Source organism: Pseudoxanthomonas sp. z9 (genome assembly GCF_006542425.1).
GTDB lineage: Bacteria > Pseudomonadota > Gammaproteobacteria > Xanthomonadales > Xanthomonadaceae > Pseudoxanthomonas_A.
This window is the reverse complement of the sequence record NZ_VFID01000014.1, coordinates 157,865-182,295: the sequence shown is the minus strand read 5'-3', so window position 1 is coordinate 182,295 and position 24,431 is coordinate 157,865. Positions and strand designations below refer to the sequence as shown.

Here is a 24,431-nt window from a genome sequence, read left to right as displayed (position 1 = left end):
CTCAGTAATAGCGTGACTTGCGCCGCTTGAACGCGGCCAACAGCGCCCACAGGGCCAGCAGGACGAACCAGACCAGCGCCCAGCCCGGCATCGACAAGCCCAGGAACGCCCAGTCGACCTTGGCGCATTCGCCGGAGCCGGTCAGCACCTGCCTCAGCACGTCGCCCAGTGGAAAGGCTTCCATCATGTAGGCCAGGTCCGGACCACAGGCCGGCACCTTGTCCGGCGGCAGGCCCTGCAGCCAGACATGGCGGCCGGCGATGCCGATGCCCAGCCCGGCCGCGGCCAGCCCGAGGATGCCGTAGAAGCCGCGCCCGCCCGCCGCTTTCGGCGAGTGCAGGCCGCCCAGCAGGAATACCAGCGCCAACAGCGCGAACGCGCCGCGCTGGAAAGTGCAAAGCGGACAGGGAATCAGTCCCTGGACATGCTCCAGGTACAGCGCGTAGCCCAGCAGGCCGGCGCAGATGACGAAGCCGAGAAGGAACTGCGCGCGGAATGACCAGCGGAACGGGTTCATGAAAGCTCGCTGCGGACGGGTAAGCCGCATTATCGCCGTGTGAAGGCCAAAAACAAATTCCGCGTGGTTACCAGCGACCTCCCTTCCGCCCGCTCCCCCTGGGAGCGGGGACCGACCGCGAATCCGCATCCCGTCCTCGTCATCGGCACCGGTTCTTCCGGGCACAAAAAACCCCGGCATGGCCGGGGTTTTTCGGGGTCCGGCGGGAAGCCGGCTTACTCGGCCGTTTCCGGACGGTCCACGAGTTCCACGTAGGCCATCGGCGCGTTGTCGCCGGCGCGGAAACCGCACTTGAGGATGCGCAGGTAACCGCCCGGACGGGACTGGTAGCGCGGGCCGAGGGTGGTGAACAGGGTACCAACGGCTTCCTTGTCGCGCAGGCGCGAGAAGGCGAGGCGGCGATTGGCGACGCCGTCGACCTTGGCCAGCGTGATCAGCGGCTCGGCGACGCGGCGCAGTTCCTTGGCCTTGGGCAGGGTGGTGCGGATGAGGCCGTGCTTGATCAGCGAGGCGGCCATGTTGCTGAACATCGCTTCGCGATGGGCGCTGGTGCGGCTGAACTTGCGGCCGGCTTTCTGGTGGCGCATGGTTTTGATTCCTGATGATGAATGTTGAAGCTGTTGGACATCGTTGTCGCCTTCCTGGCGTTGGAACTTGGACTGCGGATGGTCCGAACCGGCCTGTGCTCCCTGGCCGGAAACCGTCGCGGGCCTTCAGGCCCGTCGACGTTGCTGCTCTGGTGAAACCACCCGCGCCCGGAGGCGCGGGGTATTGCGATGACCGCGTGCGGCTTAGCCGAGCATGCCGTGCTGGGCGACGCCGGCCGGCGGCCAGTTCTCCAGCTTCATGCCCAGGGACAGGCCACGCTGCGCCAGGACTTCCTTGATCTCGGTCAGCGACTTCTTGCCGAGGTTCGGGGTCTTGAGCAGTTCCACTTCGGTCTTCTGGATCAGGTCGCCGATGTAGTAGATGCTCTCGGCCTTGAGGCAGTTGGCCGAACGCACGGTCAGCTCCAGATCGTCGATCGGGCGCAGCAGCACCGGATCCACGCCGCTGCTGGCCGGCTTGGCCGCGCCGCGGTCGCGGTGGGTGAAGTCACCGAACACCGACAGCTGGTCGCTGAGGATGTCGGCGGCGGTGCGCACGGCTTCCTCGGCGTCGATGGTGCCGTTGGTCTCGATGTCCAGGACCAGCTTGTCCAGGTCGGTACGCTGCTCCACGCGCGCGGCTTCCACCGCGTAGGCGACGCGGCGGACCGGCGAGAACGAGGCGTCCAGCACCAGGCGGCCGATGCTGCGGGTCTCTTCATCCGGACGACGGCGGGCAGCCGCCGGCTGGTAGCCGAAACCGCGCTCGATCTTCAGGCGCATGTTGATCGCGGTGTCCTTGGTCAGGTTGCAGATGACCAGGTCCGGATTGAGGATTTCGACGTTGTGATCGGTCTTGATGTCGGCGGCGGTCACCACGCCCGGGCCCTGCTTGCTCAGGGTCAGGGTCGAGGAATCACCGGTGTGGATGCGGATGGCCACATCCTTGAGGTTCAGCAGGACTTCCAGCACGTCTTCCTGCAGGCCTTCGATGGTGCTGTATTCGTGCAGCACGCCGTCGATCTCGACTTCGGTGATCGCGAAGCCGGGAATCGAGGAGAGCAGCACGCGGCGCAGCGCATTGCCGAGCGTATGGCCGTAACCACGCTCCAGCGGTTCGATGACCACTTTCGCACGGTTGTCGGTCAGACGCTCGATCTGCGGGCCGCGGGGGCGCAGCACTTGCTGAGTGATACCCGTCATGTTGCTTTGTCTCCTGCAAACCCCCGACGGGGGCATCGGGGGTGCGTGAATGAATTACTTCGAGTACAACTCGACGATCAGCGCTTCGTTGATGTCCGCAGGCAGGTCGGAACGTTCCGGCACGGCCTTGAACACGCCGCTGAACTTCTTCGCGTCGACTTCGATCCAGGACGGGCTCAGGTCGAGCTGCTCGGACAGGGTCAGCGACTCCTGCACGCGCAGCTGCTTCTGGGCACGCTCGGACAGGGCGATCGCGTCACCGGCCTTGACCTGGTAGGACGGCAGGTTGACCGGCTTGCCATTGACCAGCACGCCACGGTGCGAGACCAGCTGGCGGGCGGCCGGACGGGTCACGGCGAAGCCCATGCGGTAGATCACGTTGTCCAGGCGGGTTTCCAGCAACTGCAGCAGGTTCTCGCCGGTGTTGCCCTTCTTGGTCGAGGCCTTCTTGTAGTAGTTGCGGAACTGGCGCTCCAGCAGACCGTAGATACGCTTGACCTTCTGCTTCTCGCGCAGCTGGGTGGCGTAGTCGGACAGCTTGCCCTTGCGGGCGGCACCGTGCTGGCCGGGCTTTTGCTCCAGCTTGCACTTGGAGTCCAGCGCGCGGGCCGGGCTCTTAAGGGACAGGTCGGCGCCTTCGCGGCGCGCGAGCTTACAGGTAGGACCGATATAACGAGCCATTTCTTATCGCCCCCTTAGACGCGACGCTTCTTCGGCGGACGGCACCCGTTGTGCGGGATAGGCGTCACGTCGATGATGTTGGTGATCTTGTAGCCGACGTTGTTCAACGAACGAACGGCCGACTCACGGCCCGGACCCGGGCCCTTGATGCGGACTTCCAGCGACTTCACGCCGTAATCCAGCGCGGCACGGCCGGCCTTCTCGGCGGCGACCTGTGCAGCGAACGGGGTCGACTTGCGCGAACCGCGGAAACCGGCACCACCGGAGGTCGCCCAGGAAAGCGCATTGCCCTGGCGATCGGTGATGGTGACGATGGTGTTGTTGAAAGAAGCGTGGACGTGGGCGACGCCGTCGGTGATGACGCGCTTGATCTTCTTCTTGACTTTGGCAGCAGCTGGCTTGGCCATGATGGTCGCCCCTTACTTCTTGATGGCTTTGCGCGGACCCTTGCGGGTACGGGCGTTGGTGCGGGTGCGCTGGCCGCGCAGCGGCAGGCCGCGGCGATGGCGCAGGCCGCGATAGCAGCCCAGATCCATCAGGCGCTTGATCGCGATGCCGACTTCACGGCGCAGGTCGCCCTCGACCACGTACTTGCCGACTTCGGCGCGCAGGCGCTCGACTTCCGGCTCCGACAGGTCGCGGATCTTGGTGGTCGATGCGACGCCAGCGGCTTCGCAGACCTTCTTGGAACGGGTACGGCCAATGCCGTAGATGCTTTGCAAACCGACCCAGACATGCTTCTGGGCAGGCAGGTTGACACCTGCAATACGCGCCATGACGCGGTCTCCAACTGTGTTTGATGGCCCGGCAGGCCCCCTTTCCGAGGCGGAAAACGGGCAGACGGACGGAGTGAACTGGAAATTTTAGCAAGATCTCGGGTTACTGGGAAGCCCATGCCGACCGGGGGTCGGCACGAAGCCCGGCATGGGGAGTGTGCCCATGCTCCGGCGCCGGAAGCCGCCTGGTGCGGGGTCCCGGGTTGCCCCGGAGCCCTGCCCCGCCCGCGCTACTCTGGCGCGGGACCGGCTGCTCCACACCCGTGCGCGAGATCGCCGCCCGGGCCGCCCTTTTGGTTGGTCCGGCCCCGTGGGGCCGGCCGCGCGGAAGGCTCCGCGCTAGGGGGGTGATTATCCGCGCGAAAGTCCGCCGCGGGAACCACCCTTCAGGTTTGCCTTCTTCAACAGGCTTTCGTACTGGTGCGACATCAGGTGCGCCTGGACCTGCGCGATGAAGTCCATGACCACCACCACCACGATCAGCAGCGAAGTGCCACCGAAGTAGAACGAGGTGCCCAGCTGGGTCCGCATCACTTCCGGCAGCAGGCACACCGCCACCAGATACAGCGAACCGGCCGCGGTCAGGCGGGTCAGCACGCCGTCGACGTAATCCGCCGTCGCCTTGCCCGGGCGGATGCCCGGAATCAGCGCACCCGACTTCTTCAGGTTCTCGGCGGTTTCCTGCGAGTTGAACACCAGCGCCGTGTAGAAGAACGCGAAGCCGATGATCATCGCCGCGAACACGATCATGTGCAGCGGTTCGCCCGGCGCCAGCGCCTGCGAGATGCGCTGCAGCCAGGTGGTCGCACCGTTCTGCCCGGACCACATCGCCAGCGTGGCCGGGAAGGCCAGGATGCTGGAGGCGAAGATCGGCGGGATGACGCCGGACATGTTGAGCTTCAGCGGCAGGAACGAAGTCTGGTTCATGTACGCGCTGCGGCCACCCTGGCGGCGCGCGTAGTTCACCGTGATGCGGCGCTGGCCGCGTTCCACGAACACCACGAAGAAGGTGAAGCCGAACACCACCAGCACGATGATGATCAACGAGATCGCGCTGAGCGTACCGGTCTGGAAGGCTTCCAGGGTGGTCAGCACCGCACCCGGCAGGCCCGCCACGATACCGGCGAAGATGATCAGCGACACACCGTTGCCGACGCCACGCTCGGTCACCTGCTCACCCAGCCACATCAGGAAGATGGTGCCGGCGGTCAGCGCGACCACGGCGGTCAGGACGAAACCCATGCCTGGCGAGTACACCACCGGCACGCCGCCCGGAGCGACCTGGTTCTGCAGCGCCACGGCGATGCTTCCGCCCTGTACCACCGCCAGCAGCACCGCACCGATGCGCGAGTACTGGGTGATCTTGCGGCGGCCGGACTCGCCTTCCTTCTGCAACGCCTTCAGGCTGGGGAAGATATGCACGCCCAGCTGCATCACGATCGACGCCGAGATGTACGGCATGACATTCAGCGCGAAGATGCTGAAGCGATGCAGGGCGCCACCCGAGAACATGTTGAACATGTCCACGATGCCGCCCTGGTTCTGCATCATCGCGAGCATGGCGTCGGGATTGACGCCGGGCACCGGCACGTAGCAGCCGATGCGATAGACGATCAAGGCACCCAGCACGAACAGCAGGCGCTGGCGGAGTTCGGTGAACTTGCCTGCGCCTGCCAGCGCGCTGGCGGCATTACCCTGCGCCATGCGTCACTTACTCCTGCACGCTGCCGCCGGCGGCTTCGATAGCCGCCTTGGCACCTGCGGTGGCCAGCACGCCCTTCAGCACGAACTTCTTGGTCAGTTCGCCCTTCTTGACGATCTTGGCGCGCTTGGCGGTGCTGGGGACCAGCTTGGCGGCACGCAACGCGGCGAAGTCGATCTCGCCGGCTTCCAGCTTGTCCAGCTGGTAGGACAGCACTTCCGCGGTGTCCTGCTTGAGCTTGGAGCGGAAACCCACCTTCGGCAGACGCTTGATCAGCGGCATCTGGCCGCCTTCGAACTTCGCCTTGATCTTGCCCTTGCCCGCGCGGGCGAAGGAACCCTTGTGACCGCGACCGGCGGTCTTGCCCAGGCCGGAACCGATACCGCGGCCAACGCGGGTGCGTTCGGCGCGGGCGCCCTCGGCGGGCTTCAACGTATTCAGACGCATGATGATTACTCCTCGACCTTGACGAGGTAGTGGACCTTGGCGATCAGGCCGCGAACCTGCGGGCTGTCCTTGAGTTCACGCACATCGTTCAGCTTGTTCAGGCCCAGCGCCTTCACCGACAGGCGGTGGCGGGACTGGGAACCACGCAGGCCGCGCACCAGGCGGACCTTGACGGTCTTGTTGGACTCGTTAGCCATTGAGGAGTTCCTCCACCTTCTTGCCGCGCTTGGCCGCGATGCGGGTGGGCGACTGCATGTCGTTCAGGCCCTTCAGGGTGGCGCGCACCAGGTTGATCGGGTTGCGCGAGCCGACGGCCTTGGCCAGCACGTTCTTCACGCCGACCGCTTCCAGCACGGCGCGCATCGCGCCGCCGGCGATCACGCCGGTACCTTCCGACGCCGGCTGCATGAACACGCGCGCCGCGCCGTGGCCGGCCTTGACCGGGTGCCACAGGGTGCCGTTGTTCAGGTCGACGTTGGACATATTCTTGCGGGCGTACTCCATCGACTTCTGGATGGCGACCGGCACTTCGCGCGCCTTGCCGTAGCCGAAGCCAATCTTGCCGGCGCCGTCGCCCACCACCGTCAGCGCGGTGAAGGTGAACTGGCGGCCGCCCTTGACGGTCTTGCTGACGCGGTTGACCGCGACCAGCTTCTCGATCATGCCGTCGTCGACTTTCTCTTCGCGGTTGCGGTCGCGATCACGACCCCGCGGTTCACGTTGTTCTGCCATTTTGAAATCCTTGGTTGATGTGGATTTGTGGCTTGGCCACTTATGGTTGTGGAGTACTTCGTTGCCACGCTTCCGGTCACACAAGGACCGGGGCGCCCGGCGCAGCCCGCACCGGCAGGTCAAGGCATGGGGTCGCCCCCATGCCTTTCAAGATTAGAACTGCAGGCCGCCTTCGCGGGCCGCGTCGGCCAGGGCCTTGATGCGGCCATGGAAGCGGTAACCGGAACGGTCGAAAGCCACCTTCTCGATGCCCGCGGCCTTGGCGCGCTCGGCGATCAGCTTGCCGACCTTGGCGGCGGCATCGCTGTTCTTGCCGTTCTTCAGGCCATCCTTCACGTCGGCCTGCAGGGTGTTCGCCGAAGCGATGACCTTGGCGCCGTCGGCGGTGAACAGCTGGGCGTAGATGTGCTGGCCGGTACGCAGGACGGACAGGCGCGGCACACCCAGTTCGCGGATGTGCGCACGGGTCGACTTGGCGCGGCGCAGGCGGGCGGTGTTCTTGATGCTCATGATCTGGTTCCTCGAAGCCGAAGGCGTGCTTACGCCTTCTTCGCTTCCTTACGGATGATGGTCTCGTCGGAGTACTTCACGCCCTTGCCCTTGTAGGGCTCCGGCGGACGGAAACCGCGGATCTTGGCGGCGACTTCGCCCACGCGCTGCTTGTCCGCGCCCTGGACCAGGATTTCGGTCTGGGTCGGGGTGGCGATGGTGATGCCCTCCGGCGCCTGGAACACGACCGGGTGCGAGAAGCCGAGCGACAGGCTCAGATCCTTGCCCTGCATCGCGGCACGGTAACCCACGCCGACCAGTTCCAGCTTGCGCTCGAAACCTTCGGACACACCCTTCACCATGTTGGCGAGGATGGCGCGGATGGTACCGGTGATGGCGTCATGCTCGATGGCTTCCGGCGCCAGATTGGCAACGCCGTTCTCGATCTTCACTTCGACGCCGGCGGGCTTGGCGATCGCCAGGGTGCCCTTCGGGCCCTTGACGGTCAGCGTTTCCGCCTGGAGGTTGATTTCAACGCCCTTGGGCAGGGCAATCGGCTTTTTGGCTACACGGGACATTGGCTTACTCCGTTAGGCCACGAAGCACAGGACTTCACCGCCGACGCCCTGCTGGCGCGCCTGCGCATCGGTCATGATGCCCTTGGAGGTGGAAATGATGGCGACGCCCAGGCCGCCGAGGACCTTCGGCAGTTCGGCCTTGCCACGGTACTGGCGCAGTCCCGAACGGGACACGCGCGACAGCTTCTCGATGACCGGCTTGCCTTCGAAGTATTTCAGGACGATTTCCAGCTCGGCCTTGTTGTTTTCCGTCTTCGTCACGCGCGCGTCGGCGATGTAGCCTTCCGACTTCAGGACGTTGGCGATCGAGGCCTTGATCTTGGAGGACGGCATCTTCACCGTCTGCTTGCCGACCGCGGCCGCATTCTTGATGCGGACCAGCATGTCGGCGATGGGATCAGTCATGCTCATAAGTGGTTGCCTTTTGAGTAGCACCGATATCCGCTTTCGCGAAAATCTTGGGTTGTGCCTGGAAGCCCCAGGTGGCGGTCCCGTCGGGACCAGGCTCCGCGGCGGGCCGCGGGAACCGGTAATTGTACAGCAACAAGTCCGGCATGTGCCGGACTTGCTCTCTGACCATCCCGGGACGGGCCCGGGAGGCCGGATTTGTTACCAGCTGGCCTTGCGCAGGCCGGGCACGTCACCGCGCATGGTGGCTTCGCGCAGCTTGTTGCGGCCCAGGCCGAACTTGCGGTACACGCCGCGCGAACGACCGGACAGTTCGCAGCGGTTGCGCTCGCGGCACGGCGAGGAGTCGCGCGGCAGCTTCTGCAGCTTGGTCACCGCTTCCATCTTCTCTTCATAGGACGCGTTGACGCCCGAGATGATCTTCTTCAGTGCTTCGCGCTTGGCGGCGTACTTCTTCGCCAGCTTGGCCCGCTTGATATCGCGGTTCACCATTGAGGTCTTGGCCATGTGTGGTTTTCCTGCGACTCAGTTACGGAACGGGAACTTGAATGCTTCCAGCAGCGCCTTGGCTTCGGCGTCGCTCTTGGCGGTGGTGGTGATGGCGATATCCATGCCGCGGAGCGCGTCGACCTGGTCGAAGTCGATTTCCGGGAAGATGATCTGTTCCTTCACGCCCATATTGTAATTGCCGCGGCCGTCGAACGAACGACCCGACACGCCGCGGAAGTCACGCACGCGCGGCAGCGAGATGTTGATCAGGCGGTCCAGGAATTCGTACATCTTGGCGCGACGCAGGGTCACCTTGCAGCCGATCGGCCAGCCGTCGCGGATCTTGAACGAAGCCACCGAGATGCGGGACTTGGTCGTGATCGGCTTCTGGCCACTGATCTTGGCCAGATCGGCCACGGCGTTTTCCAGGATCTTCTTGTTGGTCGCCGCTTCACCCACACCCATGTTGATGGTGATCTTGGTGATCTTCGGGACTTCCATCGGATTGGTGTAGCCGAACTTCTTCATCAGAGCCGGCGCCACTTCTTCCTTGTAAATTTTTTCGAGACGGGTGGTCATGACCTCATTCCTCAGGCGTCGAGCGCCTCACCACTGGAGCGGAACACACGCAGTTTGCGTCCATCCTCCAGGACCTTGAAACCGATACGCTCGCCCTTGCCGGTGGCCGGGTTGAACAGAGCGACGTTCGAAATGTGGATCGAGGATTCACGCTCGACCACGCCGCCGGCGATGCCCGCCTGCGGATTCGGCTTGGTATGGCGCTTGACGACGTTGACGTTGGAGACGACCACACGGTCACCGTCCACGCGCACCACGTCGCCCTTCTTGCCCTTGTCCTTGCCGGCGATGACGACCACCTGGTCGCCCTTCTTGATACGGTTTGCCATTTCTATGTCCTCCGCTCAGAGCACTTCAGGCGCGAGCGAAACGATCTTCATGAACTTCTCGGAACGCAGCTCGCGGGTCACGGGCCCGAAGATGCGGGTGCCGATCGGCTCCTGCTTGTTGTTGAGCAGCACGGCCGCGTTGCCGTCGAAGCGGATCAGCGAGCCGTCCGGGCGACGAACGCCCTTGCGGGTACGCACGACCACGGCGTCGTAGACTTCGCCCTTCTTGACCTTGCCACGCGGGATGGCGTCCTTGACGGTCACCTTGATGATGTCGCCGATGCCGGCGTAACGGCGCTTGGAGCCGCCCAGCACCTTGATGCACATCAGTTCCTTGGCGCCGGAGTTGTCGGCCGCGTCAAGGTAGCTCTGCATCTGGATCATGATTCAGATCTCCTCTTATTCAGCCGCGCGGGTGACGATTTCCACCACGCGCCAGTTCTTGGTCTTGGACATCGGGGCGATTTCGGTCACCCGCACCACGTCGCCTTCCTTGCAGCTGTTGTCCGCGTCGTGCGCGTGCAGCTTGGTGGAACGACGAATGTACTTGCCGTACAGGGCGTGCTTGACCTGACGCTCCACCAGCACGGTGACGGTCTTGTCCATCTTGTTGCTGACGACGCGGCCTTCGATGGTGCGTTGCGCTTTGTCTTTGTTATCGCTCATCTCGGGCGCTCCTTACTTCTTGCCGCCGAGCAGGGTCTTGACGCGAGCGATCTCGCGGCGAACCCGGCGGGTTTCATGGGTCTTCGGCAGCTGGCCAGTGACCTTCTGCATGCGCAGGGAGAACTGCTCCTTGCGCAGGTCGGTCAGGTGGGCCTTCAGTTCGTCAGCCGACTTCTCGCGGAGTTGCTTGAGTTCCATTAGCGCACCGTCCGGGTCACGAATTGGGTGGTGACGGACAGCTTGGCCGCGGCCAGGCGGAACGCCTCGCGCGCGATTTCCTCGCTGACGCCTTCGATTTCATAGATCATGCGGCCGGGCTGGATCTGGGCGACCCAGTACTCCACGTTGCCCTTACCGGAGCCCATTCGGACTTCGATCGGCTTCTTGGTGATCGGCTTGTCGGGGAACACGCGGATCCACATCTTGCCGCCACGCTTGACGTAACGGCTGATGGAGCGGCGGGCCGCCTCGATCTGGCGCGCGGTCAGCTGACCGTGCGCCGTGGCCTTCAGGCCGTACTCGCCGAAGCTGACGAGATTTCCGTTCCAGCTCAGGCCTTCGTTACGGCCCTTGTGCATCTTGCGGAATTTGGTTCGCTTGGGTTGCAACATGATTATTCCCTCGCCTCGCGATCACGGCGCGGTCCACGCGGACGGTCGCTGCGCTCATTGCGTTCGGCGCGCGGCGTATCGTCCTGCTTCTCCTGGCCCACCTGGCTGAAATCGAAGATTTCGCCCTTGTAGACCCACACCTTGATGCCGATGATGCCGTAGGTGGTCTTGGCTTCAGCGAAGCCGTAGTCGATGTCCGCACGCAGGGTGTGCAGCGGCACGCGACCTTCGCGGTACCACTCCGAACGGGCGATTTCAGCGCCGTTCAAGCGGCCGGCGACATTGACCTTGATGCCCAGGGCGCCCAGACGCATCGCGTTGCCGACCGCGCGCTTCATGGCACGGCGGAACATGATGCGGCGCTCCAGCTGCTGGGCGATCGACTCGGCCACCAGCTGCGCGTCCAGTTCCGGCTTGCGGACTTCGGTGACGTTGATGTGCGCGGGAACGCCCATCAGGTCGCTGACTTCCTTGCGCAGCTTCTCGATGTCCTCGCCACGCTTGCCGATCACCACGCCCGGGCGGGCGGTGTGGATGGTCACGCGGGCGGTCTTGGCCGGACGCTCGATCAGGATCTTGGAGATGCCCGCCTGCGCCAGCTTCTTGCGCAGCATTTCGCGCACCTTGAGGTCGGCGGCCAGGTAGTCGGCGTAGTCGCGCTTGTTGGCGAACCACTTGGAATTCCAGTCCTTGGCGATGCCCAGGCGGATTCCGGTCGGATGAACTTTGTGACCCATACTTATTTGCCCTCGCCCACGACCACGGTGATGTGGCTGGTGCGCTTAAGAATGCGGGTACCACGGCCCTTGGCACGGGCCATGAAACGCTTCAGCACCGGACCTTCGTCGACCATGATGGTCTTGACCTTCAGCTCGTCGACGTCGGCACCCTGGTTGTTCTCGGCGTTGGCGATAGCGGACTCGACCACCTTCTTGATCAGGTGGGCGGCCTTCTTGTCCGAGAACTTCAGCAGGTTGACGGCGCGTTCGGCCGACAGGCCACGCACCTGGTCAGCAACCAGGCGGGCCTTCTGCGGGGAGATGCGCGCGGTGCGCAGGATGGCTTTCGCTTCCATGGTCATCTCTCCTTACTTCTTGCCGCCGGCTTTCTTGTCGCCACCGTGGCCCTTGAAGGTACGGGTGACGGCAAATTCGCCGAGCTTGTGGCCGACCATGTTCTCGTTGACGAGCACCGGAACGTGGTTCTTGCCGTTGTGGATGGCGATCGTGAAACCCACCATTTCCGGCAGGATCATCGAGCGGCGCGACCAGGTCTTGATCGGCTTCTTGCTGCCGCCCGCGGCCTCCACCTTCTTGACGAGGTGGTGATCGACGAACGGGCCCTTCTTGAGTGAACGTGCCATGGTCGATTAGCCCCTACGATCGCGGACGATGAATTGCTGAGTGCGCTTGTTCTTGCGCGTCTTGTAACCCTTGGTCGGCACGCCCCACGGGGTGACCGGGTGCGGGTTGCCCTGGCCGGCCTTGGCCTCACCACCACCGTGCGGGTGGTCGACGGGGTTCATGGCCGCACCGCGGACGGTCGGCTTGACGCCGCGCCAGCGCTTGGCACCGGCCTTGCCCAGCTTTTCCAGGCTGTGCTCGTCGTTGCCGACTTCGCCGACGGTGGCGCGGCACTCGACCTGCACCTTGCGCATTTCGCCGGAGCGAAGGCGCAGCGTGGCGAAGCCCTGCTCGCGGGCGACCAACTGCACGGCGGCACCGGCGGCGCGGGCGATCTGGGCGCCCTTGCCCGGCTTCAGCTCGATGCCGTGCACGGTGGTACCGACCGGGATGTTGCGCAGCGGCAGCGTGTTGCCGACCTTGATCGGCGCATCGCTGCCGGCGATGACCTGGTCACCGGCCTTCAGGCCCTTCGGGGCGATGATGTAGCGGCGCTCGCCGTCGACGTAGCACAGCAGCGCGATGTGCGCGGTGCGGTTCGGATCGTATTCGATCCGCTCAACACGCGCCGGAATGCCTTCCTTGTCGCGCTTGAAGTCGATGATGCGGTAGTGCTGCTTGTGGCCACCGCCGATGTGGCGGGTGGTGATGCGGCCGTGGTGGTTGCGACCGCCGGTCTTGCTCTGCTTTTCCAGCAGCGCAGCATGCGGGGCACCCTTGTGCAGGTCCGGCGTCACCACGCGGACCGCGGAACGGCGGCCGGCGGAGGTTGGCTTGAATTTCATCAATGGCATGTGGGTCTACCTCAGGCCTTGGCCGTTACGTCGATAGCCTGGCCCTCGGCCAGACGCACGTACGCCTTGCGCCAGTCGCCGCGACGGCCGTTGCGGAAACGGAAGGACTTGTTCTTGCCCTTCACGTTGACCACATTGACTGCCTCGACCTTGACGTCGAACAACTTTTCCACGGCGGCCTTCACGTCGGCCTTGGTGGCGTCATTCGAAACTTCAAAGACGTATTGGTTGGAAACTTCCTGCAGGCGCGCCGTCTTCTCGGAGACACGCGGAGCACGCAGCACGCTGAAGATTTTCTCGTTGCTCATGCCAGCCACTCCTCGATCTTCTTGACGGCATCGGCGGTGACGACGACGCTGTCGGCGCCCACCAGGGCGACCGGATCCAGGCCCTGCACGTCGCGCACCTCCACATACGGCAGGTTGCGGGCGGACAGGTACAGATGCTCGGAGGCGTCTTCGGTGACGATCAGCGGGCGCTGACCGACTTCCAGACCCTTCAGCTTTTCAATCAGCGTCTTGGTCTTGGTGGTGTCGAGGTCGAACGCATCCACCACCATCAGGCGGTTCTGGCGGTTCAGCTCCGACAGGATCGCGCAGATGGCCGCGCGGTACATCTTGCGGTTGACCTTCTGGTCGAAGCTGCGGGGCTTCGCTGCGAAGGTCACGCCGCCGCCGACGAAGATCGGCGCGGTCAGCGCACCGTGACGGGCACCGCCGCCCTTCTGCTTCTTCGACTTCTTGGTGGTGCCGTTGACTTCGGCGCGGGTCTTCTGCGCCTTGGTGCCGGCACGACCGGCATTGCGGTAGGCAACGACGACCTGGTGGACCAGATCTTCGCTGAATTCACGACCGAACACGGCGTCGGAAACCGACAGCTTGTTGGCGCTACCTGTGATGGCTAGTTCCATTGTCGTTCTCCTCAACCCTTGCTCGCCGGACGCACGATCACGTCACCACCGGCAGCACCCGGCACGGCGCCGCGAATGGCGATCAGGCCGCGCTCTGCATCCACGCGAACCACTTCCAGGTTCTGCGTGCTCTGCGTAACGGCACCCATGTGGCCGGACATCTTCTTGCCCGGGAACACGCGACCCGGGGTCTGGCGCTGACCCAGCGAACCCGGCGCGCGATGCGACAGCGAGTTACCGTGGGTGGCGTCGCCCATGGTGAAGTTCCAGCGCTTGATGGTGCCCTGGAAGCCCTTGCCCTTGGTCACGCCCTGGACGTCGACCTTCTGGCCCACTTCGAAAATGTCGGCCTTGATTTCGCCGCCGACGGTGAAGTCGCCCAGCTTGTCGGCTTCGACGCGCAGTTCCCACAGGCCACGACCGGCTTCGACCTTGGCCTTGGCCAGGTGACCGGCGACCGGCTTGGTGACCAGCGAGGCACGACGGGTGCCGACGGCAACCTGCACGGCGCTGTAGCCGTCGGTTTCCAGGGTCTTGATCTGGGTGATGCGGTTCGGGGTGGCTTCAATCAGCGTCACCGGAATGGACTTGCCGTCCTCGGTGAACACGCGGGTCATGCCGGCCTTGCGGCCGACGATTCCCAACGAATACTTCTTCGCGGTCATGGTCGTTGGCCTCAGGTCAGCTTGATCTGGACGTCGACGCCGGCCGCGAGTTCGAGCTTCATCAGCGCGTCCACGGTCTTGTCGTTGGGGTCGACGATATCGAGCACACGCTTGTGCGTGCGGGTTTCGTACTGGTCGCGGGCGTCCTTGTCGACGTGCGGGGAAACCAGGACGGTGTAGCGTTCGATCTTGGTCGGCAGCGGGATCGGGCCGCGCACTTGCGCGCCGGTCCGCTTGGCCGTCTCAACGATCTCGCTGGCCGAGCGGTCGATCAAGCGATGATCGTACGCCTTGAGCCGGATTCGGATCTTTTGGTCCGCCATGACGGAATTTCCTTCGTTAAAGAGCGACGGGCGCGGCTTCTGGGATGCCTTGCCCCGGTAGGGTCCAGACGTTCAGCCCCGTAGCCGGAACCGCCGGAAAGCGCGGTCACGGTGAGCCTGAGCGGCCTGGGGTTTCATCCTGAAAAACTGGGCAGGCCGGTAAACCGGCCCGCCCAGACAGAAAAGTATAGGACGCATGACTGGCCCCGTCAATAGCGGGGCGTCCGCCCCTGAAACCGGGCGGCAGGCACGCGACTCTCCTTGTCTGGCGAACACGAAGCACTCCCTGTGCTTCTTTTCGCGGTAGCGCCGGCATACCTCCCAGGGGGAACCGGCGTGGGTATTGCGATACCCGGGATGGCGGGGCCAGCCGGGGGCGCGCATTATAGCGATGTTTTTGCTGGTTTGCAGCAAATCCGGCGAATTTCTATCGCCAGACGCCGGTGGGGGCCGGAAGCCCTGCAACCGCGAAGGTATTTCTGGCCTTGCCGGTCCCATCGACCCGGCTTCCACCGGGGTAACGCACCGACAAGACAACGGGGGCGGACCTTTCGGCCCGCCCCCGTCGGTTCATTACTTGATGATCTTGGCCACGACGCCGGCGCCGACGGTACGACCGCCTTCGCGAATGGCGAAACGCAGGCCTTCGTCCATCGCCACCGGGTTGATGAGCTGGACGGTCATCTTGATGTTGTCGCCCGGCATCACCATCTCGGTGCCTTCCGGCAGCGTCACCGCACCGGTGATGTCCGTGGTGCGGAAGTAGAACTGCGGACGGTAACCCTTGAAGAACGGCGTGTGACGGCCGCCCTCGTCCTTCGACAACACGTACACCTCGGCCTCGAACTCGGTGTGTGGGGTGATGGAACCCGGCTTGGCCAGCACCTGGCCACGCTCCACGTCGTCACGCTTGGTGCCGCGCAGCAGCAGGCCCGCGTTGTCGCCCGCCTGGCCCTGGTCCAGCAGCTTGCGGAACATTTCCACGCCCGTGACCGTGGTCTTCTGGGTCGGACGGATACCGACGATTTCGATTTCGTCGCCCACCTTGATGATGCCGCGCTCGATACGACCGGTCACCACCGTGCCGCGACCGGAAATCGAGAACACGTCTTCCACCGGCATCAGGAACGGCTTGTCCACGTCACGCTGCGGTTCCGGAATGAACGTGTCCAGCGCTTCCACCAGCTTCAGGATGGCCGGCACGCCAATCTCCGACTGGTCGCCTTCCAGCGCCAGACGCGCCGAACCCTTGATGATGGGGGTGTCGTCGCCCGGGAACTCGTACTTGGTCAGCAGCTCGCGAACTTCCATTTCCACCAGTTCCAGCAGCTCGGCGTCGTCCACCATGTCCGCCTTGTTCAGGAACACCACGATGTACGGCACGCCCACCTGGCGCGACAGCAGGATGTGCTCGCGCGTCTGCGGCATCGGGCCGTCCGCGGCCGAGCACACCAGAATCGCGCCGTCCATCTGCGCCGCACCGGTAATCATGTTCTTCACGTAGTCCGCGTGTCCCGGGCAGTCCACGTGCGCGTAGTGGCGCGTCGGGCTTTCGTATTCCACGTGCGCCGTCGAAATCGTGATGCCGCGGGCCTTCTCTTCCGGCGCCGCGTCAATCGCGTCGTACGCCTTGAACTCGCCGCCAAAGCGCTCGGCACCCACCTTCGTCAGCGCCGCCGTCAGCGTCGTCTTGCCGTGGTCAACGTGACCAATGGTGCCCACGTTCACGTGCGGCTTGGTGCGTTCGAACTTACCCTTTGCCATTTTGAAAACTCCGATATTGGGGATTGGGGATTGGGGATTGGGAAAAAACGGGATTCATGCTCTTGCGAATCTCGAACCCCGAATCCCGTTTCCCTGCATTAATTCTTCTTGACGACCGCGTCGGCGATGTTGGCCGGCGCTTCGGCGTAGTGGTCGAACTCCATCGTGAAGGTGGCGCGACCCTGCGACATCGAGCGCAACGTGGTGGCGTAGCCGAACATTTCGCCCAGCGGCACCATCGCGTTGATCACCTTGCCGGACGGACTGTCGTCCTGGCCCTGCAGGATGCCGCGGCGGCGGCTCACGTCGCCCATCACGTCACCCAGGTAATCTTCCGGGGTAACGATCTCGACCTTCATCATCGGCTCCAGCAGGACCGGGCTGGCCTTGCTGAAGGCTTCCTTGAACGCCATCGAACCGGCGACCTTGAACGCCATTTCGTTCGAGTCGACGTCGTGGAACGAGCCATCGACCGCGACGATCTTGACGTCGACCACCGGGAAGCCGGCGAGCACGCCGTTCTTCATCGCTTCCTCGATGCCCTTGCCAGCGGCCGTCACGTATTCCTTCGGCACCACGCCGCCGACGATCGCGCTCTCGTAGGAGAAGCCGACGCCGCGTTCCTGCGGCTCCATCTCGATGACGATGTGGCCGTACTGGCCGCGACCGCCCGACTGGCGCACGAACTTGCCTTCCTGCTTGACCTTCTGGCGGATGGTTTCGCGGTAGGCCACCTGCGGCTTGCCGACGTTGGCTTCAACGTTGAACTCGCGCTTCATGCGGTCGACGATGATGTCCAGGTGCAGCTCGCCCATGCCGGAGATGATGGTCTGGCCGGACTCTTCGTCGGTACGCACGCGGAACGAGGGATCTTCCTGGGCCAGGCGACCCAGTGCGATGCCCATCTTTTCCTGGTCCGACTTGGTCTTCGGCTCGACCGCCATCGAGATCACCGGCTCCGGGAACACCATGCGCTCCAGGGTGATGATGTGATCCTGCGCGCACAGGGTGTCGCCGGTGGTGACGTCCTTCAGGCCGACCGCCGCGGCGATGTCGCCCGCGCGCACTTCCTTGATTTCATCGCGCTGGTTGGAGTGCATCTGCAGGATGCGGCCCACGCGTTCCTTCTTCGACTTGACCGGGTTGTACACCTGGTCGCCCGAATTCAGCACGCCCGAGTAGACGCGGAAGAAGGTCAGCGAGCCGACGAACGGGTCGGTCATGATCTTGAACGCCAGCGCCGAGAACGGCTCGGTGTCGGACGCCTTGCGGCTGTCTTCCTTCTCGTTCTCGTCGATGCCCTGCACCGGCGGACGATCCGCCGGCGACGGCAGCAGGTTGACCACGCCGTCCAGCATCGCCTGCACGCCCTTGTTCTTGAACGCCGAGCCGCAGAACACCGGCACGATTTCCACCTTCAGGGTGCGCTCGCGCAGACCGGCGATGATGTCGGCTTCCGACAGCTCACCGTCGTTGAGGTACTTGTCCATCAGCGCTTCCGAGGCTTCGGCCGCGGCTTCGATCATGAACGCACGCGCTTGCTCGGCCTTTTCCTTCAGCTCGGCCGGGATATCGCGGTATTCGAACTTGGTGCCCTGCGAGGCGACATCCCAGTGGATGGCCTTCATCTTCAGCAGGTCGACCACGCCCTCGAAGCCGTCTTCGGCGCCGATCGGCACCTGCATCGGCACGGCGTACGCGCCCAGGCGCGACTTCAGCTGGCCGACGACCTTGTCGAAGTTGGCACCGGTGCGGTCCATCTTGTTGACGAACGCCATGCGCGGCACAGCGTACTTGTTGGCCTGGCGCCACACCGTCTCGGACTGCGGCTGCACGCCACCGACCGAGCACAGCACGAACACCGCGCCGTCGAGCACGCGCAGCGAACGCTCGACTTCGATGGTGAAGTCGACGTGCCCGGGGGTGTCGATGATGTTGAAGCGGTGTTCCTGGAACGAACCATCCATGCCCTTCCAGAACGCCGTGGTGGCGGCGGAAGTGATGGTGATACCGCGCTCCTGCTCCTGCTCCATCCAGTCCATCGTGGCGGCACCTTCGTGCACTTCACCGATCTTGTGGCTCTTGCCGGTGTAGAACAGGATGCGCTCGGACGTGGTGGTCTTGCCCGCGTCGATGTGGGCCATGATGCCGAAGTTGCGGTAACGCTCGATGGGAGTGGTGCGAGCCACGACAGTCTCTCTTTTCTGATGGGAGGACCGACGGGAATCCGGTCCTCCGTGGAGGGCGATCTTCTATATGGCCGAATGCCGCCTTGCGGCGGCCTTCGGTGTTCTGCGGACAGGCCGCTTGGGGCACCTAGATGGTGCCGATGGCCCCCGATTGCAAGGGGGCCTGGCTTGTTACCAGCGGTAGTGGGCGAACGCCTTGTTCGCTTCCGCCATGCGGTGGGTTTCTTCGCGCTTCTTGATGGCGCCACCACGGTTTTCCGAGGCGTCCAGCAGCTCGGCGGCCAGCTTGCGCGGCATCGAGTTCTCGCCGCGCTTGCGGGCGGATTCGATCAGCCAGCGCATCGCCAGCGCCAGGCGGCGGCTGGAACGCACTTCGACCGGCACCTGGTAGGTGGCACCGCCGACACGGCGGGACTTCACCTCGACGGTCGGGGCGACGTTGTCCAACGCCTTTTCGACCAGTTCCAGGGCATTCGGGTTCTTTTCGCCGATGACGTCCATGGCGCCATAGACGATCTTCTCGGCGACGGACTTCTTGCCGCTGAGCATGACCATGTTGATGAAACGGGCGATCGTCTGGCTGCCGTGCTTGGGATCCGGCAGGACTTCACGCTGGGGAGCTGAGCCTTTACGCGACATAGTTCTTCTTCCTTAACCTTAAGCCTTCGGGCGCTTGGCGCCGTACTTGGAACGGCCCTGGCGACGCTTGGCGACACCGGAGGCGTCGAGCGAACCGCGGACGGTGTGGTAACGCACGCCCGGCAGGTCCTTCACACGACCGCCACGCACGAGCACCACGGAGTGCTCCTGCAGGTTGTGACCTTCGCCACCGATGTAGCTGATGACTTCTTCCTGGTTGGTCAGGCGCACCTTGGCCACCTTGCGAAGCGCCGAGTTCGGCTTCTTCGGGGTGGTGGTGTAGACGCGCGTGCACACGCCGCGACGCTGCGGGCACTTGTCCAGCGCCGGCGAGGCGCTCTTGTAAGTGGTTGCCTGCCGCGGCTTGCGGACCAGCTGGTTGATGGTTGCCATGTTTGGATTCTTTGGGTGAAGGCCGGAGCCTTGTTGCGTGAAAACGACGGCAGGCCGCGAACCGGCCCACCGAGACGGAAAAGTATAGCTGGCACCCGGCGACACCGTCAATGCGGTGTATGCCGGGGGCCTCTACAGGTTTGCGATCCCGCCCTTCCTGGGCCGAAAACGAGGGGCTCCCTGCCCCTCATTTCGTGGTCTGGGGCGGCCCTGAGGCCGCCATCTTGCCGTTTTTAGCTGGCGCTGGACTCCTCGCCGGCTTCCTCGGCCGCGGGGGCCGGGATCGAAGCTTCGGCCGGGCTGCCGGCCAGCGCATCCACTTCCGCCTCGGTCAGACCGGAGGCGTTGCGGCGACGCTGGTTGTGGTAGGCCAGGCCGGTACCGGCCGGGATCAGGCGGCCGACGATCACGTTTTCCTTCAGGCCGCGCAGGCTGTCGCGGGTACCGCGGACGGCCGCCTCGGTCAGCACGCGGGTGGTCTCCTGGAACGAAGCCGCCGAGATGAACGACTCGGTCGCCAGCGAGGCCTTGGTGATGCCCAGCAGGACCGGGTCGTACTTGGCCGGCAGTTCGTTGCGGGCGGCCAGCTTGACGTTCTCCTCGATCAGGCGCTGCTTCTCGACCTGCTCACCGGACAGGAACTTGCTGTTGCCGGTGTCGGTGATCTCGACCTTGCGCAGCATCTGGCGGGTGATCACCTCGATGTGCTTGTCGTTGATCTTCACGCCCTGCAGGCGGTACACGTCCTGGATTTCCTTCACCAGATAGGCTGCCAGCGGTTCCACGCCCAGCAGGCGCAGGATGTCCTGCGGGCTCGGCTCGCCGTCCACGATGGTTTCGCCCTTGGTCACGTGCTCGCCTTCGAACACGATGATCTGGCGGAACTTCGGAATCAGCTCCTCGTGTTCCGAACCATCGGTGTCCTTGATGATCAGGCGCTGCTTGCCCTTGGTGTCCTTGCCGAAGCTGATCACGCCGGAGCGCTCGGCGAGGATCGCGGGATCCTTCGGCTTGCGCGCTTCGAACAGATCGGCCACGCGCGGCAGACCGCCCGTGATGTCGCGGGTCTTCGAGGCTTCCTGCGGGATCTTGGCGACCACGTCGCCCACACCCACCGGGGCGCCGTCCTGCAGGTTGACGATCGAACGCGGCGGCAGCAGGTACTGCGCCGGCAGGTCGGTACCGGGGATGTTCAGATCCTTGCCGTCCTTGTCGACGATGCGGACGATCGGGCGCAGATCCTTGCCCTGCGAACCGCGACGCTTCGGATCGGTGATCTCGCGCGAGGCCAGGCCGGTCAGCTCGTCGGTCTTCTCGATGACGGTGACGCCATCGACGAAGTCCACGAAGCGGACGAAACCGGCCACTTCCGAGACGATCGGGTGGTTGTGCGGATCCCAGTTCGCCACGGCCTGGCCGGCGGTGATCTGGTCGCCGTCCTTGACGTTGATGGTGGCACCGTAGGGCAGCTTGTAGCGCTCGCGCTCGCGACCGTGGCCGTCCAGCACCGACAGTTCGCCCGAGCGCGAGACCGCGACCAGGCTGCTGTTGGCATGCTCGACGTACTTCAGGTTGTTGAACTTGATCGAGCCGGTGGTCTTGACGGTGATGTTGTCCACCGCCGCCGCACGCGAAGCCGCACCACCGATGTGGAACGTACGCATGGTCAGCTGGGTGCCGGGCTCGCCGATCGACTGGGCGGCGATGACGCCGACCGCTTCACCGATGTTGACGATGTGGCCACGGGCCAGGTCGCGACCGTAGCAGTGCGCGCACACGCCGAACTCGGATTCGCAGGTGATGGTCGAACGCACCTTGATGGACTGCACGCTGGCGTCTTCCAGCTTCTGCACCCAGGCTTCGTCCAGCAGGGTGTTGCGGGTGACGATCGGATCCTCGTCGTTGCCCGGCAGGAACACGTCCTCGGCCACGACGCGGCCCAGCACGCGGTCGCGCAACGGCTCGACCACGTCGCCGCCTTCCACGATCGGGGTCATGGTCAGGCCTTCGCTGGTGCCGCAATCCACTTCGGTGATCACCACGTCCTGCGCCACGTCGACCAGGCGGCGGGTCAGGTAACCCGAGTTCGCCGTCTTCAACGCGGTATCGGCCAGACCCTTTCGGGCACCGTGGGTGGAGTTGAAGTACTCCTGCACGTTCAGGCCTTCGCGGAAGTTCGCCTTGATGGGCGTCTCGATAATCGAGCCGTCCGGACGCGCCATCAGGCCACGCATACCGGCCAACTGGCGGATCTGCGCCTGGCTACCACGCGCGCCGGAGTCGGCCATGATGTACAGCGAGTTCATCGACTTTTCGTTGATGGTCTCGCCCTTGGCGTTCTGCACCTTGTCGGTACCGATGGTGTCCATCATCGCCTTGGCGATGCGCTCGTTGGTGCGCGACCAGATGTCGACCACCTTGTTGTAGCGCTCGCCGGCGGTGACTAGGCCCGACTGGTACTGCTCCTGGATTTCCAGCACTTCCTGCTCGGCTTCGCCCAGGATGCCCTTCTTCTCGGCCGGGATCAGCATGTCGTCGATGCCGATGGAGACGCCGGCGCGGGTCGCGTAGGCGAAGCCGGTGTACATCAGCTTGTCGGCGAACACGACCGTGTCCTTCAGGCCCAGCATGCGGTAGCTGGAGTTGATCAGGCGGCTGATGGCCTTCTTGTTCAACTCGGTGTTGGCCAGCGCGAAAGGCAGGCCTTCCGGCAGGATGTCGGCCAGCAGCGCGCGGCCGATCGTGGTGTCCACGATCGACGACTTGCGCTGCTTGCTGCCGTCCTCGTCGGTCACCACCTCGGTGATGCGGACCTTGACCTTGGCATGCAGCTCGACCACGCGGTTGTCGTAGGCGCGCTTGACCTCGGAGATGTTGGCGAACGCCATGCCTTCACCCTTCTTGTTCTCCAGGGCGCGGGTCATGTAGTACAGGCCGAGCACGACGTCCTGCGACGGCACGATGATCGGCTCGCCGTTGGCGGGCGACAGGATGTTGTTGGTCGACATCATCAGCGCGCGGGCTTCCAGCTGCGCTTCCAGCGACAGCGGGACGTGCACGGCCATCTGGTCACCGTCGAAGTCGGCGTTGAACGCGGTGCAGACCAGCGGATGCAGCTGGATCGCCTTGCCTTCGATCAGCACCGGCTCGAACGCCTGAATGCCCAGGCGGTGCAGGGTCGGCGCACGGTTCAGCAGCACCGGGTGTTCGCGGATGACCTCTTCCAGGATGTCCCAGACTTCGGCTTCTTCACGCTCGACCAGCTTCTTGGCGGCCTTGATGGTGGTGGCCAGGCCGCGACGCTGCAGCTTGGCGAACACGAACGGCTTGAACAGCTCCAGCGCCATCTTCTTCGGCAGGCCGCACTGGTGCAGCTTGAGGTACGGACCGACCACGATGACCGAACGGCCGGAGTAGTCGACGCGCTTGCCGAGCAGGTTCTGGCGGAAGCGGCCCTGCTTGCCCTTGATCATGTCGGCCAGCGACTTGAGCGGGCGCTTGTTGGTGCCGGTGATGGCGCGGCCGCGACGGCCGTTGTCCATCAGGGCGTCCACCGACTCCTGCAACATGCGCTTTTCGTTGCGCACGATGATGTCCGGGGCGTTCAGCTCCAGCAGGCGGCGCAGGCGGTTGTTGCGGTTGATGACGCGGCGGTACAGGTCGTTCAGATCGGAAGTCGCGAAGCGGCCGCCGTCCAGCGGCACCAGCGGGCGCAGGTCCGGCGGCAGCACCGGCAGCACGGTCATGACCATCCATTCCGGACGGTTGCCCGACTCCAGGAACGCCTCGATCAGCTTGATGCGCTTGGTCAGGCGCTTGAGCTTGGTCTCGGAGTTGGTGCTGGCGATTTCCTCGCGCAGGTTGACCATCTCGGCCTGCAGGTCGATGGTGCGCAGCAGGTCATAGACCGCCTCGGCGCCCATCGCGGCGTCGAAGTCGTCGCCGTGCTCCTGGCGCGCCTGCATGTACTGCTCTTCGGTGAGTAGCTGGCGGCGTTCCAGCGTGGTCAGGCCGGGTTCGGTGACCACGTAGGCTTCGAAGTACAGCACGCGCTCGATGTCGCGCAGGGTCATGTCCAGCATCAGGCCGATGCGCGAGGGCAGCGACTTGAGGAACCAGATGTGCGCGACCGGCGAGGCCAGGTCGATATGGCCCATGCGCTCGCGGCGCACCTTGGCCAGGGTGACTTCGGTGCCGCACTTCTCGCAGACCACGCCGCGGTGCTTCATGCGCTTGTACTTGCCGCACAGGCATTCATAGTCCTTGATCGGGCCGAAGATGGCGGCACAGAACAGGCCGTCGCGCTCCGGCTTGAAGGTACGGTAGTTGATCGTTTCCGGCTTCTTCACTTCACCGTAGGACCAGGAACGGATCAGGTCCGGCGAAGCCAGCGCGATCTTGATCGCGTCGAAATCCAGCGTCTGGCGCTGCTGGTTGAAGAGGTTGAGCAAATCTTTCATTTGGTTTCTCCGGGAATAGAGAATCGAGAATGGGGAATGGTCAGAAGCGAGGAACCGGGTCGGTGACGTTGCTGGAAGCGGCATGCCGCTTTGCAAC

Annotated in this window: 33 protein-coding genes; all 33 read right to left on the bottom strand. The window is 64.3% G+C overall.

The window, feature by feature from the left end:
* Window position 1 precedes the first annotated feature (1 nt).
* The gene (locus FG323_RS17015) at window positions 2-517 is read right to left on the bottom strand and encodes a disulfide bond formation protein B (protein ID WP_141455900.1); all 516 of its coding nucleotides are present in this window, start codon (window positions 515-517) and stop codon (window positions 2-4) included.
* A gap of 215 nt (window positions 518-732) precedes the next feature.
* Entirely contained in the window at window positions 733-1,104 is a 372-nt protein-coding gene (rplQ, locus tag FG323_RS17010) for a 50S ribosomal protein L17 (RefSeq protein WP_141455899.1), read from the bottom strand.
* Window positions 1,105-1,308: 204 nt separating this feature from the next.
* On the bottom strand, window positions 1,309-2,307 hold the full coding sequence (gene rpoA / locus FG323_RS17005) for a DNA-directed RNA polymerase subunit alpha (RefSeq protein ID WP_141455898.1): 999 nt from the start codon (window positions 2,305-2,307) through the stop codon (window positions 1,309-1,311).
* Between the two features lie 54 nt (window positions 2,308-2,361).
* Complete coding sequence (gene rpsD, locus FG323_RS17000; protein ID WP_141455897.1) at window positions 2,362-2,988, bottom strand: 30S ribosomal protein S4; 627 nt, start codon at window positions 2,986-2,988, stop codon at window positions 2,362-2,364.
* Window positions 2,989-3,002: 14 nt separating this feature from the next.
* Window positions 3,003-3,395: a 30S ribosomal protein S11 gene (gene rpsK / locus FG323_RS16995; RefSeq protein WP_055941307.1), complete on the bottom strand. Its 393-nt coding sequence runs from the start codon at window positions 3,393-3,395 to the stop codon at window positions 3,003-3,005.
* A 12-nt stretch (window positions 3,396-3,407) separates the two neighbouring features.
* Entirely contained in the window at window positions 3,408-3,764 is a 357-nt protein-coding gene (rpsM, locus tag FG323_RS16990; RefSeq protein WP_055943298.1) for a 30S ribosomal protein S13, read from the bottom strand.
* Between the two features lie 351 nt (window positions 3,765-4,115).
* Window positions 4,116-5,468: a preprotein translocase subunit SecY gene (gene secY / locus FG323_RS16985; protein ID WP_141455896.1), complete on the bottom strand. Its 1,353-nt coding sequence runs from the start codon at window positions 5,466-5,468 to the stop codon at window positions 4,116-4,118.
* Window positions 5,469-5,475: 7 nt separating this feature from the next.
* On the bottom strand, window positions 5,476-5,919 hold the full coding sequence (gene rplO / locus FG323_RS16980) for a 50S ribosomal protein L15 (protein ID WP_181444278.1): 444 nt from the start codon (window positions 5,917-5,919) through the stop codon (window positions 5,476-5,478).
* Window positions 5,919-6,110 carry a 50S ribosomal protein L30 gene (gene rpmD / locus FG323_RS16975; RefSeq protein ID WP_055941302.1) on the bottom strand — a complete coding sequence of 64 codons (192 nt, stop codon included), beginning with the start codon at window positions 6,108-6,110 and terminating at the stop codon, window positions 5,919-5,921. Before rpmD ends, rplO begins: the two co-directional genes overlap by 1 nt.
* Window positions 6,103-6,645: a 30S ribosomal protein S5 gene (rpsE, locus tag FG323_RS16970; RefSeq protein WP_141455894.1), complete on the bottom strand. Its 543-nt coding sequence runs from the start codon at window positions 6,643-6,645 to the stop codon at window positions 6,103-6,105. Before rpsE ends, rpmD begins: the two co-directional genes overlap by 8 nt.
* A 153-nt stretch (window positions 6,646-6,798) precedes the next feature.
* Complete coding sequence (rplR, locus tag FG323_RS16965; protein ID WP_141455893.1) at window positions 6,799-7,155, bottom strand: 50S ribosomal protein L18; 357 nt, start codon at window positions 7,153-7,155, stop codon at window positions 6,799-6,801.
* 29 nt (window positions 7,156-7,184) lie between these two features.
* Window positions 7,185-7,712, bottom strand: a complete 528-nt coding sequence (gene rplF, locus FG323_RS16960; RefSeq protein ID WP_141455892.1) for a 50S ribosomal protein L6 — start codon at window positions 7,710-7,712, stop codon at window positions 7,185-7,187.
* Between the two features lie 12 nt (window positions 7,713-7,724).
* On the bottom strand, window positions 7,725-8,123 hold the full coding sequence (gene rpsH, locus FG323_RS16955) for a 30S ribosomal protein S8 (RefSeq protein WP_141455891.1): 399 nt from the start codon (window positions 8,121-8,123) through the stop codon (window positions 7,725-7,727).
* Between the two features lie 198 nt (window positions 8,124-8,321).
* A complete protein-coding gene (gene rpsN / locus FG323_RS16950; RefSeq protein ID WP_141455890.1) occupies window positions 8,322-8,627 on the bottom strand; it encodes a 30S ribosomal protein S14 in 306 nt (101 codons plus the stop codon).
* Window positions 8,628-8,645: 18 nt separating this feature from the next.
* The gene (gene rplE, locus FG323_RS16945; RefSeq protein WP_141455889.1) at window positions 8,646-9,188 is read right to left on the bottom strand and encodes a 50S ribosomal protein L5; all 543 of its coding nucleotides are present in this window, start codon (window positions 9,186-9,188) and stop codon (window positions 8,646-8,648) included.
* 11 nt (window positions 9,189-9,199) lie between these two features.
* Window positions 9,200-9,517 (bottom strand): 50S ribosomal protein L24, encoded by a 318-nt coding sequence (rplX, locus tag FG323_RS16940; protein WP_141455888.1) that lies wholly within the window; start codon window positions 9,515-9,517, stop codon window positions 9,200-9,202.
* Window positions 9,518-9,532: 15 nt separating this feature from the next.
* A complete protein-coding gene (rplN, locus tag FG323_RS16935) occupies window positions 9,533-9,901 on the bottom strand; it encodes a 50S ribosomal protein L14 (RefSeq protein ID WP_013535986.1) in 369 nt (122 codons plus the stop codon).
* A 15-nt stretch (window positions 9,902-9,916) separates the two neighbouring features.
* Complete coding sequence (rpsQ, locus tag FG323_RS16930) at window positions 9,917-10,183, bottom strand: 30S ribosomal protein S17 (RefSeq protein WP_141455887.1); 267 nt, start codon at window positions 10,181-10,183, stop codon at window positions 9,917-9,919.
* 12 nt (window positions 10,184-10,195) lie between these two features.
* A complete protein-coding gene (gene rpmC, locus FG323_RS16925; protein ID WP_141455886.1) occupies window positions 10,196-10,381 on the bottom strand; it encodes a 50S ribosomal protein L29 in 186 nt (61 codons plus the stop codon).
* On the bottom strand, window positions 10,381-10,794 hold the full coding sequence (gene rplP, locus FG323_RS16920) for a 50S ribosomal protein L16 (RefSeq protein ID WP_141455885.1): 414 nt from the start codon (window positions 10,792-10,794) through the stop codon (window positions 10,381-10,383). Before rplP ends, rpmC begins: the two co-directional genes overlap by 1 nt.
* A 2-nt stretch (window positions 10,795-10,796) precedes the next feature.
* Window positions 10,797-11,531 (bottom strand): 30S ribosomal protein S3, encoded by a 735-nt coding sequence (rpsC, locus tag FG323_RS16915; protein ID WP_141455884.1) that lies wholly within the window; start codon window positions 11,529-11,531, stop codon window positions 10,797-10,799.
* 2 nt (window positions 11,532-11,533) lie between these two features.
* Window positions 11,534-11,869, bottom strand: coding sequence for a 50S ribosomal protein L22 (gene rplV, locus FG323_RS16910; RefSeq protein WP_079724420.1), 336 nt, complete (start codon window positions 11,867-11,869; stop codon window positions 11,534-11,536).
* 12 nt (window positions 11,870-11,881) lie between these two features.
* Entirely contained in the window at window positions 11,882-12,157 is a 276-nt protein-coding gene (gene rpsS / locus FG323_RS16905; protein ID WP_055941277.1) for a 30S ribosomal protein S19, read from the bottom strand.
* Between the two features lie 6 nt (window positions 12,158-12,163).
* Window positions 12,164-12,991: a 50S ribosomal protein L2 gene (rplB, locus tag FG323_RS16900; protein WP_141455883.1), complete on the bottom strand. Its 828-nt coding sequence runs from the start codon at window positions 12,989-12,991 to the stop codon at window positions 12,164-12,166.
* Between the two features lie 11 nt (window positions 12,992-13,002).
* On the bottom strand, window positions 13,003-13,299 hold the full coding sequence (gene rplW, locus FG323_RS16895) for a 50S ribosomal protein L23 (protein WP_141455882.1): 297 nt from the start codon (window positions 13,297-13,299) through the stop codon (window positions 13,003-13,005).
* Window positions 13,296-13,901, bottom strand: a complete 606-nt coding sequence (rplD, locus tag FG323_RS16890) for a 50S ribosomal protein L4 (RefSeq protein ID WP_141455881.1) — start codon at window positions 13,899-13,901, stop codon at window positions 13,296-13,298. The genes rplW and rplD overlap by 4 nt, the downstream gene beginning before the upstream one ends.
* 11 nt (window positions 13,902-13,912) lie before the next feature.
* The gene (gene rplC / locus FG323_RS16885) at window positions 13,913-14,566 is read right to left on the bottom strand and encodes a 50S ribosomal protein L3 (protein WP_141455880.1); all 654 of its coding nucleotides are present in this window, start codon (window positions 14,564-14,566) and stop codon (window positions 13,913-13,915) included.
* An 11-nt stretch (window positions 14,567-14,577) separates the two neighbouring features.
* Entirely contained in the window at window positions 14,578-14,889 is a 312-nt protein-coding gene (rpsJ, locus tag FG323_RS16880; protein ID WP_022968186.1) for a 30S ribosomal protein S10, read from the bottom strand.
* Window positions 14,890-15,462: 573 nt separating this feature from the next.
* Window positions 15,463-16,653 (bottom strand): elongation factor Tu, encoded by a 1,191-nt coding sequence (gene tuf / locus FG323_RS16875; RefSeq protein ID WP_141455868.1) that lies wholly within the window; start codon window positions 16,651-16,653, stop codon window positions 15,463-15,465.
* 98 nt (window positions 16,654-16,751) lie between these two features.
* Window positions 16,752-18,842, bottom strand: a complete 2,091-nt coding sequence (gene fusA, locus FG323_RS16870) for an elongation factor G (RefSeq protein ID WP_141455879.1) — start codon at window positions 18,840-18,842, stop codon at window positions 16,752-16,754.
* 171 nt (window positions 18,843-19,013) lie between these two features.
* Complete coding sequence (rpsG, locus tag FG323_RS16865) at window positions 19,014-19,481, bottom strand: 30S ribosomal protein S7 (protein WP_141455878.1); 468 nt, start codon at window positions 19,479-19,481, stop codon at window positions 19,014-19,016.
* A gap of 18 nt (window positions 19,482-19,499) precedes the next feature.
* On the bottom strand, window positions 19,500-19,874 hold the full coding sequence (rpsL, locus tag FG323_RS16860; protein WP_141455877.1) for a 30S ribosomal protein S12: 375 nt from the start codon (window positions 19,872-19,874) through the stop codon (window positions 19,500-19,502).
* A 233-nt stretch (window positions 19,875-20,107) separates the two neighbouring features.
* Entirely contained in the window at window positions 20,108-24,334 is a 4,227-nt protein-coding gene (rpoC, locus tag FG323_RS16855) for a DNA-directed RNA polymerase subunit beta' (protein ID WP_141455876.1), read from the bottom strand.
* Between the last annotated feature and the right edge of the window lie 97 nt (window positions 24,335-24,431).